12 protein-coding genes are annotated in these 15,381 nt (G+C 65.3%); 4 read left to right on the top strand and 8 right to left on the bottom strand.

Going from position 1 to position 15,381, the window contains the following annotated elements; all coding sequences use genetic code 11:
• Positions 1-4: 4 nt before the first annotated feature.
• Positions 5-1,504 (bottom strand): CoA-acylating methylmalonate-semialdehyde dehydrogenase, encoded by a 1,500-nt coding sequence (locus AB0J29_RS15400; protein ID WP_364785347.1) that lies wholly within the window; start codon positions 1,502-1,504, stop codon positions 5-7.
• Positions 1,505-1,890: 386 nt separating this feature from the next.
• Between AB0J29_RS15400 and icmF the strand changes: the two genes are divergently transcribed.
• The gene (gene icmF, locus AB0J29_RS15405) at positions 1,891-5,109 is read left to right on the top strand and encodes a fused isobutyryl-CoA mutase/GTPase IcmF (protein WP_364785350.1); all 3,219 of its coding nucleotides are present in this window, start codon (positions 1,891-1,893) and stop codon (positions 5,107-5,109) included.
• Between the two features lie 14 nt (positions 5,110-5,123).
• Here icmF and AB0J29_RS15410 read toward each other — a convergent pair whose 3' ends face one another.
• The gene (locus AB0J29_RS15410) at positions 5,124-5,525 is read right to left on the bottom strand and encodes a Dabb family protein (protein WP_364785353.1); all 402 of its coding nucleotides are present in this window, start codon (positions 5,523-5,525) and stop codon (positions 5,124-5,126) included.
• Positions 5,526-5,626: 101 nt separating this feature from the next.
• Between AB0J29_RS15410 and AB0J29_RS15415 the strand changes: the two genes are divergently transcribed.
• A complete protein-coding gene (locus AB0J29_RS15415) occupies positions 5,627-6,256 on the top strand; it encodes a TetR/AcrR family transcriptional regulator (protein ID WP_364785356.1) in 630 nt (209 codons plus the stop codon).
• Between the two features lie 73 nt (positions 6,257-6,329).
• Positions 6,330-7,400: an amidohydrolase family protein gene (locus tag AB0J29_RS15420; protein WP_364785359.1), complete on the top strand. Its 1,071-nt coding sequence runs from the start codon at positions 6,330-6,332 to the stop codon at positions 7,398-7,400.
• Positions 7,401-7,442: 42 nt separating this feature from the next.
• Here AB0J29_RS15420 and AB0J29_RS15425 read toward each other — a convergent pair whose 3' ends face one another.
• The 5 genes from AB0J29_RS15425 to AB0J29_RS15445 all read right to left on the bottom strand — a co-directional run bounded on the left by AB0J29_RS15425 (position 7,443) and on the right by AB0J29_RS15445 (position 13,563).
• Positions 7,443-8,204, bottom strand: coding sequence for a helical backbone metal receptor (locus tag AB0J29_RS15425; protein WP_364785362.1), 762 nt, complete (start codon positions 8,202-8,204; stop codon positions 7,443-7,445).
• Between the two features lie 73 nt (positions 8,205-8,277).
• Positions 8,278-9,045, bottom strand: coding sequence for an SWIM zinc finger family protein (locus tag AB0J29_RS15430; RefSeq protein ID WP_364785365.1), 768 nt, complete (start codon positions 9,043-9,045; stop codon positions 8,278-8,280).
• Positions 9,042-11,852 carry a DEAD/DEAH box helicase gene (locus AB0J29_RS15435; protein WP_364785368.1) on the bottom strand — a complete coding sequence of 937 codons (2,811 nt, stop codon included), beginning with the start codon at positions 11,850-11,852 and terminating at the stop codon, positions 9,042-9,044. Before AB0J29_RS15435 ends, AB0J29_RS15430 begins: the two co-directional genes overlap by 4 nt.
• A gap of 61 nt (positions 11,853-11,913) precedes the next feature.
• Positions 11,914-12,351, bottom strand: a complete 438-nt coding sequence (locus tag AB0J29_RS15440) for a DUF3224 domain-containing protein (protein WP_364785371.1) — start codon at positions 12,349-12,351, stop codon at positions 11,914-11,916.
• Entirely contained in the window at positions 12,352-13,563 is a 1,212-nt protein-coding gene (locus AB0J29_RS15445; protein ID WP_364785374.1) for a benzoate/H(+) symporter BenE family transporter, read from the bottom strand.
• Positions 13,564-13,871: 308 nt separating this feature from the next.
• Here AB0J29_RS15445 and AB0J29_RS15450 point away from each other — a divergent pair, with 308 nt between their 5' ends.
• Positions 13,872-14,678, top strand: coding sequence for a sulfurtransferase (locus AB0J29_RS15450; RefSeq protein ID WP_364785609.1), 807 nt, complete (start codon positions 13,872-13,874; stop codon positions 14,676-14,678).
• 4 nt (positions 14,679-14,682) lie between these two features.
• On the opposite strand, the gene AB0J29_RS15455 is transcribed toward AB0J29_RS15450, so the two are convergent.
• Positions 14,683-15,330, bottom strand: coding sequence for an HNH endonuclease family protein (locus tag AB0J29_RS15455; protein WP_364785612.1), 648 nt, complete (start codon positions 15,328-15,330; stop codon positions 14,683-14,685).
• Positions 15,331-15,381: the final 51 nt, after the last annotated feature.

The raw sequence follows: 15,381 nt of genomic DNA on the forward strand, positions 1-15,381 counted from the left end.
GTTCTCAGTCCATCGTCGGAATGACGAAGTGGTTGCTGTCCTTCAGCCCGGATGGCCAGCGCTGGGTAACGGTCTTGGTCTTGGTGTAGAAGCGAATCGAATCCGGACCGTGCTGATTCAGATCGCCGAATCCGGAACGCTTCCAACCGCCGAAGGTGTGGTACGCGATCGGCACCGGAATCGGCACATTGATCCCGACCATGCCGACCTGCACGCGGGCGGCGAAATCCCGTGCGGTATCGCCGTCGCGGGTGAAGATCGCTACGCCGTTGCCGTATTCGTGCTCGTTGGGCAGGGCCAGCGCCTCGTCGTAATCCTTGGCCCGCACGATCGACAGCACCGGGCCGAAGATCTCCTCTTTGTAGATCCGCATCTCCGGGGTGACTCTGTCGAAAAGCGTTGCGCCGGTGAAGTACCCGCCCTCGGCGCCGTCGACCGCGAGGCCACGGCCGTCGATCACCAGCTCGGCCCCCTCATCGACGCCGATCTGGACGTAGTTCTCGACTCGGCCGAGCGCGTCCTTGGTGACCAGCGGGCCGAAATCGGCACCGGCATCGTCGGAGCGTCCGACATTCAGCTTGTCGATCCGCTCGATCAGCTTCTCGCGCAGGCGATCCGCGGTGTCCTGACCGACCGGCACGGCGACCGAGATGGCCATACAGCGCTCACCCGCCGAGCCATAGCCCGCGCCGATGAGCTGGTCGGCGACATCGTCGAGGTCGGCGTCCGGCATGACGATCGCATGGTTCTTGGCACCGCCGAAGCATTGCGCACGTTTGCCATTCGCGGTCGCGGTCTCGTAGATGTACTGCGCGATCGGGGTGGAACCGACGAAGCCGACGGCCTTGACGGTCGGCGAATGCAGGATCGCGTCGACCGCTTCCTTGTCGCCGTTGACCACGTTGAATACGCCCGCGGGTAGACCTGCCTCGCGGAACAGTTCGGCCAGCCGCAGCGGCACCGAGGGATCGCGCTCGGATGGCTTGAGCACAAAGGCATTTCCGCATGCCAATGCCGGACCGGCCTTCCACAGCGGGATCATGGCCGGGAAGTTGAACGGGGTAATGCCCGCGACCACACCGAGCGGCTGGCGCATGGAGTAGACGTCGATGCCGGTGCCCGCGCTCTCGGTGTACTCCCCCTTGAGCAGATGCGGAATACCCGCCGCGAATTCGATGACCTCGATACCGCGCTGAATATCACCCTTGGCGTCGGCAATGGTCTTGCCGTGCTCGGCAGACAGCAGGGCCGCAAGGGAATCCATCTCGTCCTGCACGAGGGTCAGGAACTTCATCAGCACGCGGGCCCGCTTCTGCGGATTGAATGCGGCCCACACCCGCTGCGCCTCGGCCGCATTCGCGATAACGGCATCGACCTCGGCCCTACTCGCCAGCGGCACCCGCGCCTGCACCTGGCCGGTATTCGGGTCGAAGACATCGCCGAAGTTGCCCGAGGTCCCGGCGACGTGCTGTCCGCCTATGTAGTGAGTGAGTTCGCGAACCATGCCAGTCCTGTTCTCGTAGTCGACACCGCCAATACGCGATCTACGGTCATCCTATAGTTGGATGTCCAAGCAAATAGAGCAGTGTGACTTATCCCACAGCAACTGCCGAGCGAACCGTAAGTCACCGGCGCCCCATCGGGCGGCCGGATCGACAGGCCAGCCGGCCGACATCGACGACCGATTCCACCGCGGCGCCGGGATGCGCATCCCTTGGCCCGCTCGATGATTCGGCCCTGCCATGCAACAAACTCACGGTCAGTGGCCCCCCGGACAATCGGCCATCGATGCGGGGCCCATCCATCTGGCGCTGTGACCGTCATCACCGTAAGATTAGTTTGACGTCCTAGTATCGGGCGCCAAACAGGATCTCCCCCCGGAGGACCCCCGTGGCCGACAGCACTGCGCTCTACACGCCCACCCATCCCGTCCGATTCGTGACCTCGGCCGCGCTCTTCGACGGGCACGACGCGGCGATCAACATCATGCGGCGGATCCTGCAGGCGCAGGGCGCCGAGGTCATTCACCTCGGGCACAATCGCGCGGTCACCGAGGTCGTGGATGCGGTGCTCACCGAGGATGCCCAGGGCGTCGCGGTGAGCTCGTATCAGGGCGGACATGTCGAGTACTTCGAATACCTCGCGGACGCACTGAAGAAGGCCGGTGCCGACCATGTCCGGATCTTCGGTGGTGGCGGTGGGGTGATCGTCGCCGAGGAAATCGCGCGCCTCGCCGAATCCGGGGTGACCATCTTCTCCCCCGAGGACGGCCAGCGACTCGGCCTGCCCGGCATGATCAATCAGCTGATCCGCACCTGCGATTTCGATCTCGGCGCGGAGCCGCCGGTGCTGAGCGCGGTACTCGCCGGTGAGCGGGCCGCGCTCGCCCGCGCGATCACCTGTCTGCAGCAGGACACGCTGTCGGAGTCCGATCGGCAGACCCTGGCATCGGCCGCTGCCGCGCGCATGGTGCCGGTACTCGGCATCACCGGCACCGGCGGTTCCGGAAAGTCCTCGCTCACCGATGAATTGGTGCGCCGGCTGCGCTCGGATCAGCAGGACAAGTTGCGCGTCGCGATTCTCGCGGTCGATCCGACCCGGCGACGCGGCGGCGGCGCGCTACTCGGCGACCGCATCCGGATGAACGCCCTCGACGGCGAGCACATCTTCTTCCGCTCCCTGGCCACTCGCGGCGGACACGAACTGCCGCGCAATATCGACGCCATTGTCACCGCCTGCAAGGCAGCGGGATACGACCTGGTGATTCTGGAAACCCCTGGCATCGGCCAGGGCGATGCCGCCGTCACCGACCACGTGGACGTATCGATGTATGTGATGACACCGGAATTCGGTGCCGCCTCCCAGCTGGAAAAGATCGACATGTTGGATTGCGCGGATGTGGTGGCGATCAATAAGTTCGAGCGCCGGGGCGCGGAAGACGCGCTGCGTGATGTCGCACGCCAGTTGATTCGCAATCGCGAGGAGTTCGTCAAGGCGCCCGAGGAAATGCCGGTATTCGGCACCAGCGCGGCCACTTTCAACGATGACGGAGCGACGGCGCTCTACCAGCACCTCACCGGATTGCTCGCCGAGCACGGTCTGCACATGGAGCCCGGCGTACTTCCGAAGGTGGACACCCGCTCCTCCACCAGGTTCGCCCAGATCATCCCGCCTGCCCGGGTGCGCTATCTCGCCGAGATCGCCGAAACGGTCCGCGACTACCACGCCGATACCGCCACGCAAATCGTTGCGGCACAACGCTCGCAGCGGCTCGAACAGGTGGCGGCCGAGTTGCCCGATGACACCGCGATCGCCAATCTCGCCGAAAAAGCCCGCGCCGCACTGCATGCCGACAATGCCGAACTGCTCGCGGGTTGGCCCGCACTGGCCGAATCCTATCGGGGCGAGGAGCAGGTGGTTCGGGTTCGTGATCGCGAGATCCATACCCCACTGCGCCGGGAGACGCTGTCCGGCAATTCGATTCCGCGTGTCGCGCTGCCGCGCTGCACCGATCACGGTGAACTGCTGCGATTCCTGCGCTCGGAGAATCTGCCCGGACGGTTCCCGTTCACCGCGGGCGTCTTTCCGTTCAAGCGTGATAACGAGGATCCGGCGCGAATGTTCGCCGGTGAGGGCGATCCGTTCCGAACCAACCAGCGCTTCAAGGTGCTCAGCGAACATGCGGAGGCGACCCGACTTTCCACCGCCTTCGATTCGGTGACGCTCTACGGTCACGATCCCGCCGAACGCCCGGATATCTACGGCAAGGTCGGTACCTCCGGCGTTTCGATCGCCTCACTCGACGATATGAAGGCGCTCTACGACGGCTTCGACCTGACCGCGCCGACCACCTCGGTATCGATGACCATCAACGGCCCGGCCCCCACCATCCTGGCCTATTTCCTCAATACCGCCATCGACCAAGCGCTGGAACGCTTCTCGGCTGCCGAGGGCCGCGAGCCCACCGCCGAGGAGGCCTCGGATATCACGGCGCGCACCCTGGCGACCGTGCGCGGCACCGTTCAGGCCGACATCCTCAAGGAGGATCAGGGCCAGAACACCTGCATCTTCTCCACCGAATTCAGTCTGCGCATGATGGCCGATATTCAGGAATGGTTCGTGCGCAACGACGTTCGCAACTTCTACTCGGTCTCGATTTCCGGCTATCACATCGCCGAGGCGGGCGCGAATCCGATCAGCCAGCTGGCCTTCACCCTCGCCAACGGATTCACCTACGTCGAGGCATATCTCGCGCGTGGCATGCGGATCGACGATTTCGCGCCGAACCTGTCGTTCTTCTTCTCCAACGGTATGGACCCGGAATATTCGGTGATCGGCCGGGTGGCGCGGCGCATCTGGGCCATCGCCATGCGAGATCGCTACGGCGCCAATGAGCGTTCGCAGAAGTTGAAGTACCACGTGCAGACCTCGGGCCGGTCACTGCACGCACAGGAGATGAGCTTCAACGACATTCGCACCACCCTGCAGGCGCTCACCGCCATCTACGACAACTGCAACAGCCTGCACACCAATGCCTATGACGAGGCGGTGACCACCCCCACCGAGGAATCGGTGCGCCGCGCGCTGGCCATTCAGCTCATCATCAACCGCGAGTGGGGCGTCGCGATGAACGAGAATCCGCTCCAGGGTAGCTTTCTCATCGATGAGCTCACCGATCTCGTGGAGGAGGCCGTGCTCACCGAATTCGAGCGCATCAGTGAGCGCGGCGGGGTCCTCGGCGCCATGGAGACCGGGTATCAGCGGGGCAAGATCCAAGACGAATCCATGCGTTACGAGCACCGCAAACACGATGGTTCGCTGCCGATCATCGGCGTCAATACCTTCCGCAACCCACACGGCGAACCGCATCGGGTCATCGAACTGGCCCGCGGCACCGAGGCCGAGAAGCAGTCACAGCTGCAGCGCGTGCGCCAATTCCAGAACAACCATCGCGATTCCGCACATGCCGCACTCGCCCGCCTGGACGCGGTGGCCCGCACCGATGACAACATCTTCGAGGTGTTGATGGACGCCGCCCGGGTCTGCACGCTGCAACAGATCACCGACACCTTCTTCACCGTCGGCGGCCAGTACCGCCGCAACGTGTGAAATAGGTCGGGCCGTCAGAAGATTCGCACCTCCGGAATCGAATCCAGCTGACGTGCCCACTCCGGGTACTTCGTCAGCTTGGCCGCGTGCAGCGCCATGATCTTGTCGCGCAGTTCGGGATCCGGCTCATCCGATACATCGGGCCCGATGGCGATCTTCTGGAAATGCGGGATGATCTGCGGGTCACCGGCCAGGTGGACCGGATCGTGCATATAGCGCTCCAGCGCCGCCAGATCCTCGATGCCGACGCAATAGGCGTGGGTCAGCCCTTCACTCGCGTCGCCGAGGTTGCGGCCGACGGTCGCGAAGGACACCGATTCGACCGATGCGGTGCGCTTCATCAACGCGAGTACCTCGGCCTTCTGCGCCTCGGTCGTCTCTTCACGGAACCCGAAGCGCAGCAGATGAACGATCATGGAAACCTTCCTGTTTTGAACCAGCGAGTTCAATCTAGCTAACTGACCGGTAGATGCACAAGAGTGAACCCAACAGTTCATTCAGGCGCTACTATGCAGGGGTGACGAGTACGACCACGGCGCGCGGCCGCATCGATAAGCGGCAGGCGATCCTGGACGTCGCATTCACCGTGTTCGCGCGACGCGGCTACGACAAGGCCTGTGTGCAGGAGATCGCGGACGAGGCGGGCGTCGCCAAACCGACGGTCTACAACCACCTCAATGACAAGCAGACCCTCTTCCGGCACGCCGTTTTGGCCGCCGCCGATGCCGTGGCCGCCGAAACCCTCGCGATCGTCGATCGCCTCCGCGAGCCCGGCGACGATCTGTCCGTCGCCCTCATCACGATGGCGCGCGCACTGCTCGTGGAATGCTCCGGCGAGCGCGCCCGTTCGCTACGCGCATTGACCTACGCGCAGCTCGCAGCGTTCCCGGACCTGGCCGACACTGTGCTGGAGCGGACCTCGCGGCGGGTAGCCGAGGCGCTGGCCGATCGGCTCGCGCGACTCGCCCTTTCGGGTCGGCTACAGACCGATGATCCGGCGCAGGCCGCCGAACAACTGCTCGCCCTGCTCACCGCGCCGCTGGAGGCGCGGTCCCGGCTCGGTACCCGCGAGGTGAGCGATGCCGAGCAGCGCGATATCGCCGATGCGGCGGTGCGGACGTTCCTGTCCGCATACGGTTCCCACTGATTCCGAACGCACCCGCCCGCGCGCGTGTGACAATCGCGAAGTCAGGGCCTTCGGCGTGATCGGGACGGCGGACATGGATCTCTCGGATATCCGGATTATCGACAGCCATATTCATCAATGGGATCCGTTCCGCACACCGCGCGAATTCAGCCAGACCGCGAAGTTGCTCCGGATGCTGCCCATTCCGATAGATCTGGCCAAGCGGGTGGCACCGCGCCGGGACCGGGAATTCGTCGGGGATCCGACCGCGTATGCCAATCCATATCTGCCCGCGAATTACCGCGCGGACGCCGATGGTGTCCCGATCGAGTCGATCGTTCATATCGAGGTCGGCTGGACCGGAAAGGGGACGCTGGCCGCGGCCGATGAAACGAAGTGGGTGGCCGAGCTGCCATTCACCGGCGACCCTCCGGCACTCGGCGCAATCATCGGGAGTGCCGATCCGGCGGCACCGGATTTCGCGGTGCTGCTCGATGCCCATATGGCCGCATCGCAGCTGCTGCGCGGCATTCGCGCGCATGTCGCGCACCATCCGGATCCGGATGTCCGGCCCTATACCGACCGCGAGAGCGCACTCACCACCAAGGAATTCCTGGATGGCTTCGCGGCATTGGCCGAGCGCGGGCTGTCCTTCGAGGCTTGGGCGTATTCCCATGCGCTACCCGATGTGACGGCACTGGCCGAGCGCTATCCAGAAGTCCCGATTGTGCTCGACCATCTCGCCACACCCGCGGGGATTTTCGGCCCGGTCGGCAAACGCACCGGATCGAATCCGGGTCTGCGCCGGGAACTTTTCGTCCGCTGGCGCGACGATCTCACCGCGCTCGCCGAAAACCCCAATGTGGTGGCGAAAGTCAGTGGTTTGATGATGCCGATCCTCGGCCACCCGGTCCCGCCACGCGGCACGTCGACACCGATTCCAATACTGCTGGATCGAATTCGCCCGCTCATCGAACACGCCTTCGATGTCTTCGGCGCGGACCGACTCCTGTGGGGCTCCAATTTTCCAGTGGACAAACCGATTACGACCATCGCCGACAGCGCCGAGATCGTCGCCACGGCAATTACCGAGCACGGCGGCGGCTACCAGGAGCTGGAGCAGATCTTCCGAACCAATGCCCAACGAACCTACCGAATCGAATAACACCGGGCTACTCGGCGCGGTGGGCATTTCGATCCGTAGCGGTCAGGCTATGAAGGCTTCGGCGATTTGGCGGGTCAGGGTTTCGCGGGCGGTGGCCAGGGATGGGCCGTACCAGGTGAGGCTGCGGCCTTCGATCAAAGCGACCGGCAGGCCCGGGAAGGCATCGGGGCCATCGGATCTGGTGAATACGTAGGGTTCGTCGGGGAGCAGGACGAGTTCGACATCGCGAGTCAGCTCGTTCTCGGAGACGTGCGGATAGCGCTCGGCGCGGTCGGCGTGCACGAGTCGGAGGCCGAGGTGGGCCGCTAGGTCGCCGGTGAAGGTGTTGCGGCCGACCACCATCCAGGGGTTGCGCCAGATAGGGATGACGGTATTGCGCGGCAGTTCGGGAGTTGGTGCGGCCCAGGATATTTCGGCCTCGACAAGCCAATCCGGCACCGAACCGTTCAGGGCTTCGGTGAAAAGTCGACGCAGCGAAGCGAAGCCTTCGTGCAATGTTTCGATTCTGGTGACCCACACCGGGATTCCCGCATCCCGCAGCCGCTCCACATCGATGCGGCGATTCTCTTCCTGATTGCACAGCACCAGATCCGGTGCGAGTTCGATGATTCGGCGCACATTCGGATTCTTGGTGCCGCGCACCCGCTCGACGTCCAGCTCTGCGGGATATGTGCACCAATCCGTCGCCGCGACAAGAACTTCGGGACGACTCACCGCGACGGCCTCGGTCAGTGACGGCACCAGCGATACCACCCGACGCACCGGGCGATCGAGATACACGGCCGCCCCCAGATCGTCGGTCATGACAGCACCCGACGATCGGGTTTGCCACATTGTGTTTCGCGGCGGTGTTGGCAGCCGGACCGACCGGACAACATCAGCGATCCAAGGCTTCGTAGAGTGCGCGGAGATCGCGCAGTCCGGCCGCGGCCATCGGTTCGTCCTCGGCGGTCATGCGCAGTGCGCGGCGTAACAGGGTCGGGTCCAGGTCATCGATGGCGGGACGGAATTCGACCTTCGGGAGATCGGGCAATGCGGCGCGGTCGCCGTAGGGGTCGTCGGAGACTGTTGGGGCCGCTGCACGTTCGATGCCGATAATGAGGGTGTCCAGGTCGAGGCCGCGCAAGGTGAGGATTTCGCGAGGGCGCTCGTCGAGGCGTTCGGCGAGCAGATAGCAGAGCGCGGCCACATGTTTGCACGGCCAGCCGGAATCCGGGCAGGTGCAGGAGAAGTCGAGATCCGCGGCCGTGGTCGGGAGCAGGTGCTCGCCGAGGCTCGTCGGCAATGCACCGGAGGCGATTTCGCCCAGTACACCCGGCGTGGTACGGATGGTCTCGATGAGCAGTTCGAGTTCCTCGTCGCGCAGTGGCCGAATGGCGAATACCGAGGTGAACGGGCGCGGCTGACTCCCTTGCACTTCCGCGGTGACTGCACCGGGTTCGATCCGATAGCTCACGACCTGTCCGGCCCTGGCATAGGTGCGGCCACGCGCGAGTCGACCGGGTTCGGCCATCTGCTCGACCGCCTCGATCAGGGCCTTACCCCACCAGGTGCGGCCGAATCCGCCACGGCGGCTGCGTGCTTCGACCCCGCCACGCACCGGGCGACGCTGGCCGTACTTGCGGTAGTCGTCGAAGGGACTCAATCGCCGACCGCCTCCGCGCCGAGGGCAAAGAGCCGGTGCAATTCGTCCGTGCTCAATTCGGTGATCCAGTTCTCGCCCGCACCGATGGCCAGATCGGCGAGCTGGCGTTTACCGCTGATCATTTCGTCGATCTTCTCCTCGATGGTGTCGACGCAGATCAGTTTGCGCACCTGCACATTGCGCTGCTGACCGATCCGGAAGGCGCGGTCGGTGGCCTGGTTCTCGACGGCGGGATTCCACCAACGGTCCAGGTGCACAACGTGATTGGCCGCTGTAAGATTCAAGCCGGTACCACCGGCCTTGAGCGACAACAACATCAGCGGTGGGCCGACCGGCTCTTGGAAGCGCTCGACCATGGTGTCGCGCCGCTTCTTCGGCACACCACCGTGCAGGAACGGGATCGCCGTGCCGAAGCGCTCGGTCAGATAGGGCGCGATGAGATCACCGAATTCGCGGAACTGGGTGAACAGCAATGCCTTCTCACCGTCCGCCAGCACCGCATCGAGTACGTCCTCTACCAGGGCGAGCTTGCCGGAACGGTGACTGCCGCGATGCAGCACGCCGGAGCCGTCGCCGAGGAAGTGCGCGGGATGGTTGCAGACCTGTTTGAGCCGGGTCAGTGCGCCGAGTACGGCTCCCTTGCGCGCCATACCCTTCGCATCCTTCAGTTTGGCCAGCATGTCGTCGACGACCGCCTGGTATAATGCCGCCTGCTCGACGGTCAGGTTGGCGCGCACCGTCATCTCCAGTTTCTCCGGCAGATCGCTGATGACGGCGGGATCGGTTTTCACCCGGCGCAGTACGAACGGCTGCGTGACGGTGCGCAAACGGCTGATGGCGTTCTCATCCCGATCGCGTTCGATCGGGACGGCGAATCGGGCACGGAAGGTCTGTGCGCTACCGAGCACTTTCGGCATTGTGAAGTCCAGAATCGAGCGCAACTCTTCGAGACGGTTCTCCACCGGAGTTCCGGTGAGCGCCAACCGATGTCGGGCGGGCAGTGCCCGCGCCGCCTTGGCCTGCCTGGTCCCCGCGTTCTTGATGTGCTGCGCCTCGTCGAGCACCACCCGTTCCCACTGCTGCCGCGCCAATTCGGCTGCGTCCCTTGCCAGGAGCGAGTATGTGGTGATCACCAGATCCGCATCCGCGACGGCCTCGCCCAGTTCCGTGCCGGACTTGCGGCCTGCACCGTGATGCACCAACACCCGCAGATCAGGGGCGAACCGCTCGGCCTCACGCTGCCAGTTGCCGACGACCGACATCGGGGACACCAGCAGCGTGGGTCCAGCGCCGTCGGTCCCCGCGCCCTCGCGCTCGTGCACGAGCAGGGCCAATACCTGCACGGTCTTCCCGAGTCCCATGTCATCGGCCAGGATTCCGCCGACGCCGTAGCGGCTCATAGTGGCGAGCCAGGCCAACCCGCGCTCCTGATACGGCCGCAACTGCGCCTTCAAACCGACCGGCGGAGTCACCGGTACCGGCTCGCGGGTCTGGTCCAGCAGGTCTGCGGCCCAGCCGGTTGCGCTGACCTCGGTGATCGGCACCTTCTCGACATGGCCGGTGACAAGTTCGCCGACCAGATCGGCGAAGGTGATTTCGGTATCGTCGAGATGGGCGGCGACATAGCGGGCGGCGGCGGCCAACACCTTGTGGTCGGCCTGCACCCACTCCCCGCGCAGCTGCACCAGATCCGATTTCGAACGAATCAGCTGTGCCATTTCGGCCTTGGTCAGCACGGTATCGCCGAGGGCGAGTTCCCAACGGTAAGAGACGAGTCCGCGCATACCCACCGTGCTCTCGGCGGCGGGTACGGCGCTCTCCACACGGAGCCGCATGGTCGGGGCGCTGATATTCCAGGCCCGCGGCAGCAGCAGCCGCACCCCCGCCGCCTGCAGCGCATGTGCGCCGTGTTCGACCAGATCCGCGACCACCTCGGTCGGTAACAGCAGGTCCATCGACTGCGGATCGTTCGGCAGGTCGCGCAGGCGCGGATAGGCCCGCGTGGCCTCGCCCAATTTCTCGATCGCGGTGCGGACCAGCACCGGATCACCCAGTAGCGGAACCGGATTCGGTGCTTCACCATCGGCGCGCAGACAAACCTGCAGTCGCCACAGCGCCACCACGTCATCGGTATCGGCCTCGCCGAGCGCGATATCGCCCTCGGGCTCCAGCAGCCGCAGCACCAACTCCGGCTCGTCTCCGGTCAGACTCGCCCGCCAGCGCTCCAGCACCTCGGCCAGCTGATGGCTGCCGCCATCCAGGGCGATGTCATCGATGAGTGCGGCCACCAGCGGATGCGCCGACGGTGGTGGATCCAGCAGCTCCCGGACGATCGGATCGGCGAGTTCGGTCACCATATCCTCGAGCAACATGCCCGGCTTCCCCGCGACGCGCAGTGCGGGCGGCATGGCCACCGCCAATTCCGCGAGCCAGGCACGCTGGCGCTCGCCACCGACCAGCCGCCAGCGCACCCACCACTGCCCATCGTCGCGGCGTAATTCCGGCGCCACCCGGCCGGCCCGCACCCACCGCTCGACCCCGTGCGCCACATGCGCGAGAAACCGTAGATCCCCCGAAACCGCATCGGCCGGCAGCCGCTGTCGCAAGGCGACGGCGGCCGTCGCGGGCACCATCGCATGCGCCCTGACCTGCTCGGTCGCCTCCTGCGACCCGCTGACAAGCACTTGTGCCCGATGCCGGAACTTCGACGCCGCCAGTACCCCGCCCAGAGGTTCGGATAGCGCGACGACCGGAGCCTCCTGCCAGAGCAGCAAGCCCGATCCCGGCGACCACAGACCGTGCAGCATCACCCCATCCAATCAGGCGGATCCGACAATGACTGCGGCCGTCCCGTCGGGCCCGGGACGCTCAGTCGAGTTCGTATTCGAACCAGATGTGGTGCGCACCGTCGGTGTCGACGCTGAGACCTCCGGTACCGGTGATACCGACCAGCTCACCGGTGCCGCTGGCCGGCACGATGGTGAAGAATTCGGCGGTGCGGTCGGTGCCGTGGGTGGTCGCCGAATGCGCGAAGTTGAAACTACCCATGCGACCGTGCAGTGCGCCTTCGAAGGATTCCATCGCGACATACGCGCCCGCACCCGTCGCCTGGTCGAACGCGGCGGTGAACAGGGTCGCGGACCGGCCGGTGATCTCGCCCGCGAACTCCTTCTCGATCCGCGCGACGCCGACCGGCACCGCGGTGGTGATGGCCGGATCCGGCACGACATCGGTTGGGGTGAAGGCGGCGACAGAGAACGTACCGATTGCTTTTATGCAGCGCAGCGTAACGATGGGTACCGACAACTACTGACGGTGCGTGAGCACCTTGCGCACGACAAGACCAACGACCAGGGCCCAGAAGGCCGCACCGATGCCGAGGAACCCGACACCGGACGCCGCGATCAGGAACGTGACAACGCCGGCCTCGCGATGCTGTTCGGACTTCAGGGCACCGGCGACGGCGGCCGCGAGCGTGGCCAGCAGGGCAAGGCCCGCAACGGTTTCCAGCGTGCCCCTGGGCGCGGTGGCGATCAGGGTGACCAGCGCCGCCGAGCCGAGGGCGAGCATCACATAGCAGGCACCGGTGGTGCAGGCCGCGATCCAGCGGCGCTTCGGATCCGGATGCGCGGCGGGGGCGGCCGAGAGTGCGGCACTGATCGCGGCCAGATTGATGGCGTGCCCACCCGCCGGTGCGCCCAGAACGGTGCCGATTCCGGTGACGGACATCGAAGCGCGCCAAGGGACTTGGTAGTCGAAGGACTTCATCACGGCGGTGCCCGGAATGTTCTGGGAGGCCATCGTGACGATGTAGAGCGGGATGGCGATACCGATCGCCGCCTGCCAACTCCACTGCGGCACTGTCAATTCGAGCGACGGCCGCATCGCCGCGAGGTCGAGATGCTTGTGCTGCACCGCAATACTGATGCCCGCCCCGATCGCCGCAGCGGTGAAGGCCGCGATCACCGCCCAGCGCTTGGCGAACCGTTGCAGCACCAGCCAGACCACGATCACCGGCACCACCACCGCCGGACTGGCCTGCACGGCCTTCACCGGTGCGAGACACAGCGGCAGCAGCACACCGGCGAGCATCGCCTGCGCGATCTCCACCGGAATCGCGGCCACCAGATTGCCGAGCCGCTGCCACAGTCCGGTGATCACGATCAGCACACCGGTAATCGCGAACGCCCCGACCGCGGCGGCCCAGCCACCGGTGACCGCACCGGTGCTGGCGAGCAGTGCCGCACCCGGCGTCGACCAGGCCAGTGTGATCGGCAATCGATACCGATAACTCAGCAGCATCATGCCGATGGCCTGGGTGAGGCAGAGCGCGAGCAGTCCCGAAGCCGCCTGTGCCGAGGTGGCCCCGACCGCCGTCAACCCGTTCAGTACCACCGCGAACGAGCTGGTGAATCCGACCAGCGCGGTGACCACACCGGCCCCGACCGGCTGCGCGAGCCGCGCGTCACGGTGGGCCGGGGTAGGAGTGTCGGCGAGCGCCGGGGAAAGCCTGGACATTTCTGGAATCCTCCCCGGTCATCAGTCCAGTTGTCACAGCCAGTCGCTGGAAACTGGACTGAATTCCACAGCACGCAGCCAGGGTGATGCGGCATCCCGCTAGGGTGAATCGCCTGATCCACATCCAATGTGAACGCGAACATACCGCCTGATCTGGCGAGTACATGGGTAACTCGTCGGGTACGCCCAAAACTGATGTGGCACATGACGTAGGACCTGTACCTGGGCAAGGTAGTCCTTACTAGTATGGCCTGAATATTCGGAGAGGCGGAACAGAGAGGCGGAACGGAGCTTTGTTGAGCGCGGTACTGATCTCGGCGGATGAACTTCGGGAAGTATTGGCGGATAAACGGGTTCGGCTACTCGATGTGCGTTGGGCGCTCGGCGATCCGGACGGCCCGCAGCATTATCTGGATGGACATATTCCGGGCGCGGTCTTCGTCGATTTGGAGACCGAATTGGCCGCACCGCCGTCGCCGGCGCGTGGGCGGCATCCGCTGCCGGATCCCATGCAGCTCGAAAAATGCGCACGCAGCTGGGGCCTGCGTACCGGCGATCCGGTCGTCGTCTATGACGCGACCGGTGGCATGGCGGCGGCGCGAGCCTGGTGGCTGCTGCGCTGGGCTGGAATCGTGGATGTGCGGATTCTCGACGGCGGTCTGCCCGCGTGGACCGGTTCGGGCGGTGCGATCGCCACCGGCGCGGAAGCCGATCCCGAACTCGGTGATATCGAGATGAAACCGGGTCAGCTGCCGGTCATCGATGCCGATGCGGCCGCCAAATGGTCCGGCGTCCTGCTCGACGCGCGCGCGAGCGAGCGCTACCGCGGCGAGGTGGAGCCGGTCGATCCGCAAGCCGGCCACATTCCAGGCGCGATCAGCGCACCGACCACGGAGAACCTCGACTCCGACGGCCGATTCCGCAGCGTGGACGCTTTGCGAGAGCGCTTCGCCGCATTCGGGTCCGGGCCGGTCGCGGTCTACTGCGGGTCCGGTGTGACCGCGGCCCATCAGGTCGCCGCACTCGCCGCCGCGGGCATCGAAGCGGCCCTGTATCCGGGCTCGTGGTCGCAATGGTCGAACGACCCGAAACGTCAGGTCGCCACCGGGGAATAGGTCGCTACGGGCATGAGCGGGCAATGTCGCTCAGCACGGCATTGTCGGCGGCGGTCACCGGTAGGTCGTATCGGACCGCCACCGTCAGGTACTTGCCCGCATAGAAACAATGGTTCGTGCGCGCGGGCGGCAGCCATTCGGACGCTGTGCTGTCGCCCTTGGCCTGGTTGACATGCGCCGCGGTGGCCAGCAGATTCACATCGACATCGTTGGCGAAACGCACCCGCCGCTCGAGCGGCCAGTGCACCGCGCCCAAATCCCAGGCCGCGGCCAGTGGATAGACATGGTCGATCTGGATATCGCGCGCATCGGCCTTGCTGAAGGTGATCCGTTCGCCGGTGTACGGATCATCGAGCGTGCCCGCGGTTACCACACACTCGTGGGTACCGGGTCGGAAGCTCACCCCGCTCAGCTGCGCATTCAGCACGTTGTTGCGGGTATCGCAACCATCGTGTCCGCCCGGACCGTCGTAGTCATCGGTCCACGACGGTCCGAATACGCACCGCTGCCCTTCCCGACAGCCGCGCTCATAACCGCCGGGATGTGCCCGCACCGCAACGACCCGCACCGAAGCGAGCAATTTTTCGAGCTGAACCCGGGTGGGCGTGCTGAGTTCACCCACCCCGCGTTCACCCACCCCGCCAGCTGCCATCCCCGAGGGTGCGGGTGCGACCGGTTCACCGCCCGGCTCGGTGCATCCGGG

The organism is Nocardia sp. NPDC049707, from assembly GCF_040674855.1.
In the GTDB taxonomy this organism is placed as follows: Bacteria; Actinomycetota; Actinomycetes; order Mycobacteriales; family Mycobacteriaceae; genus Nocardia.

Coding starts and splice junctions, on each gene's coding strand:
- AB0J29_RS15400 (WP_364785347.1), bottom strand. CDS start 1,504: ATGGTTCGCGAACTCACTCACTACATAGGCGGACAGCACGTCGCCGGG.
- AB0J29_RS15410 (WP_364785353.1), bottom strand. CDS start 5,525: ATGATCGTTCATCTGCTGCGCTTCGGGTTCCGTGAAGAGACGACCGAG.
- AB0J29_RS15420 (WP_364785359.1), top strand. CDS start 6,330: ATGGATCTCTCGGATATCCGGATTATCGACAGCCATATTCATCAATGG.
- AB0J29_RS15425 (WP_364785362.1), bottom strand. CDS start 8,204: ATGACCGACGATCTGGGGGCGGCCGTGTATCTCGATCGCCCGGTGCGT.
- AB0J29_RS15435 (WP_364785368.1), bottom strand. CDS start 11,852: ATGCTGCACGGTCTGTGGTCGCCGGGATCGGGCTTGCTGCTCTGGCAG.
- AB0J29_RS15445 (WP_364785374.1), bottom strand. CDS start 13,563: ATGTCCAGGCTTTCCCCGGCGCTCGCCGACACTCCTACCCCGGCCCAC.
- AB0J29_RS15455 (WP_364785612.1), bottom strand. CDS start 15,330: ATGGCAGCTGGCGGGGTGGGTGAACGCGGGGTGGGTGAACTCAGCACG.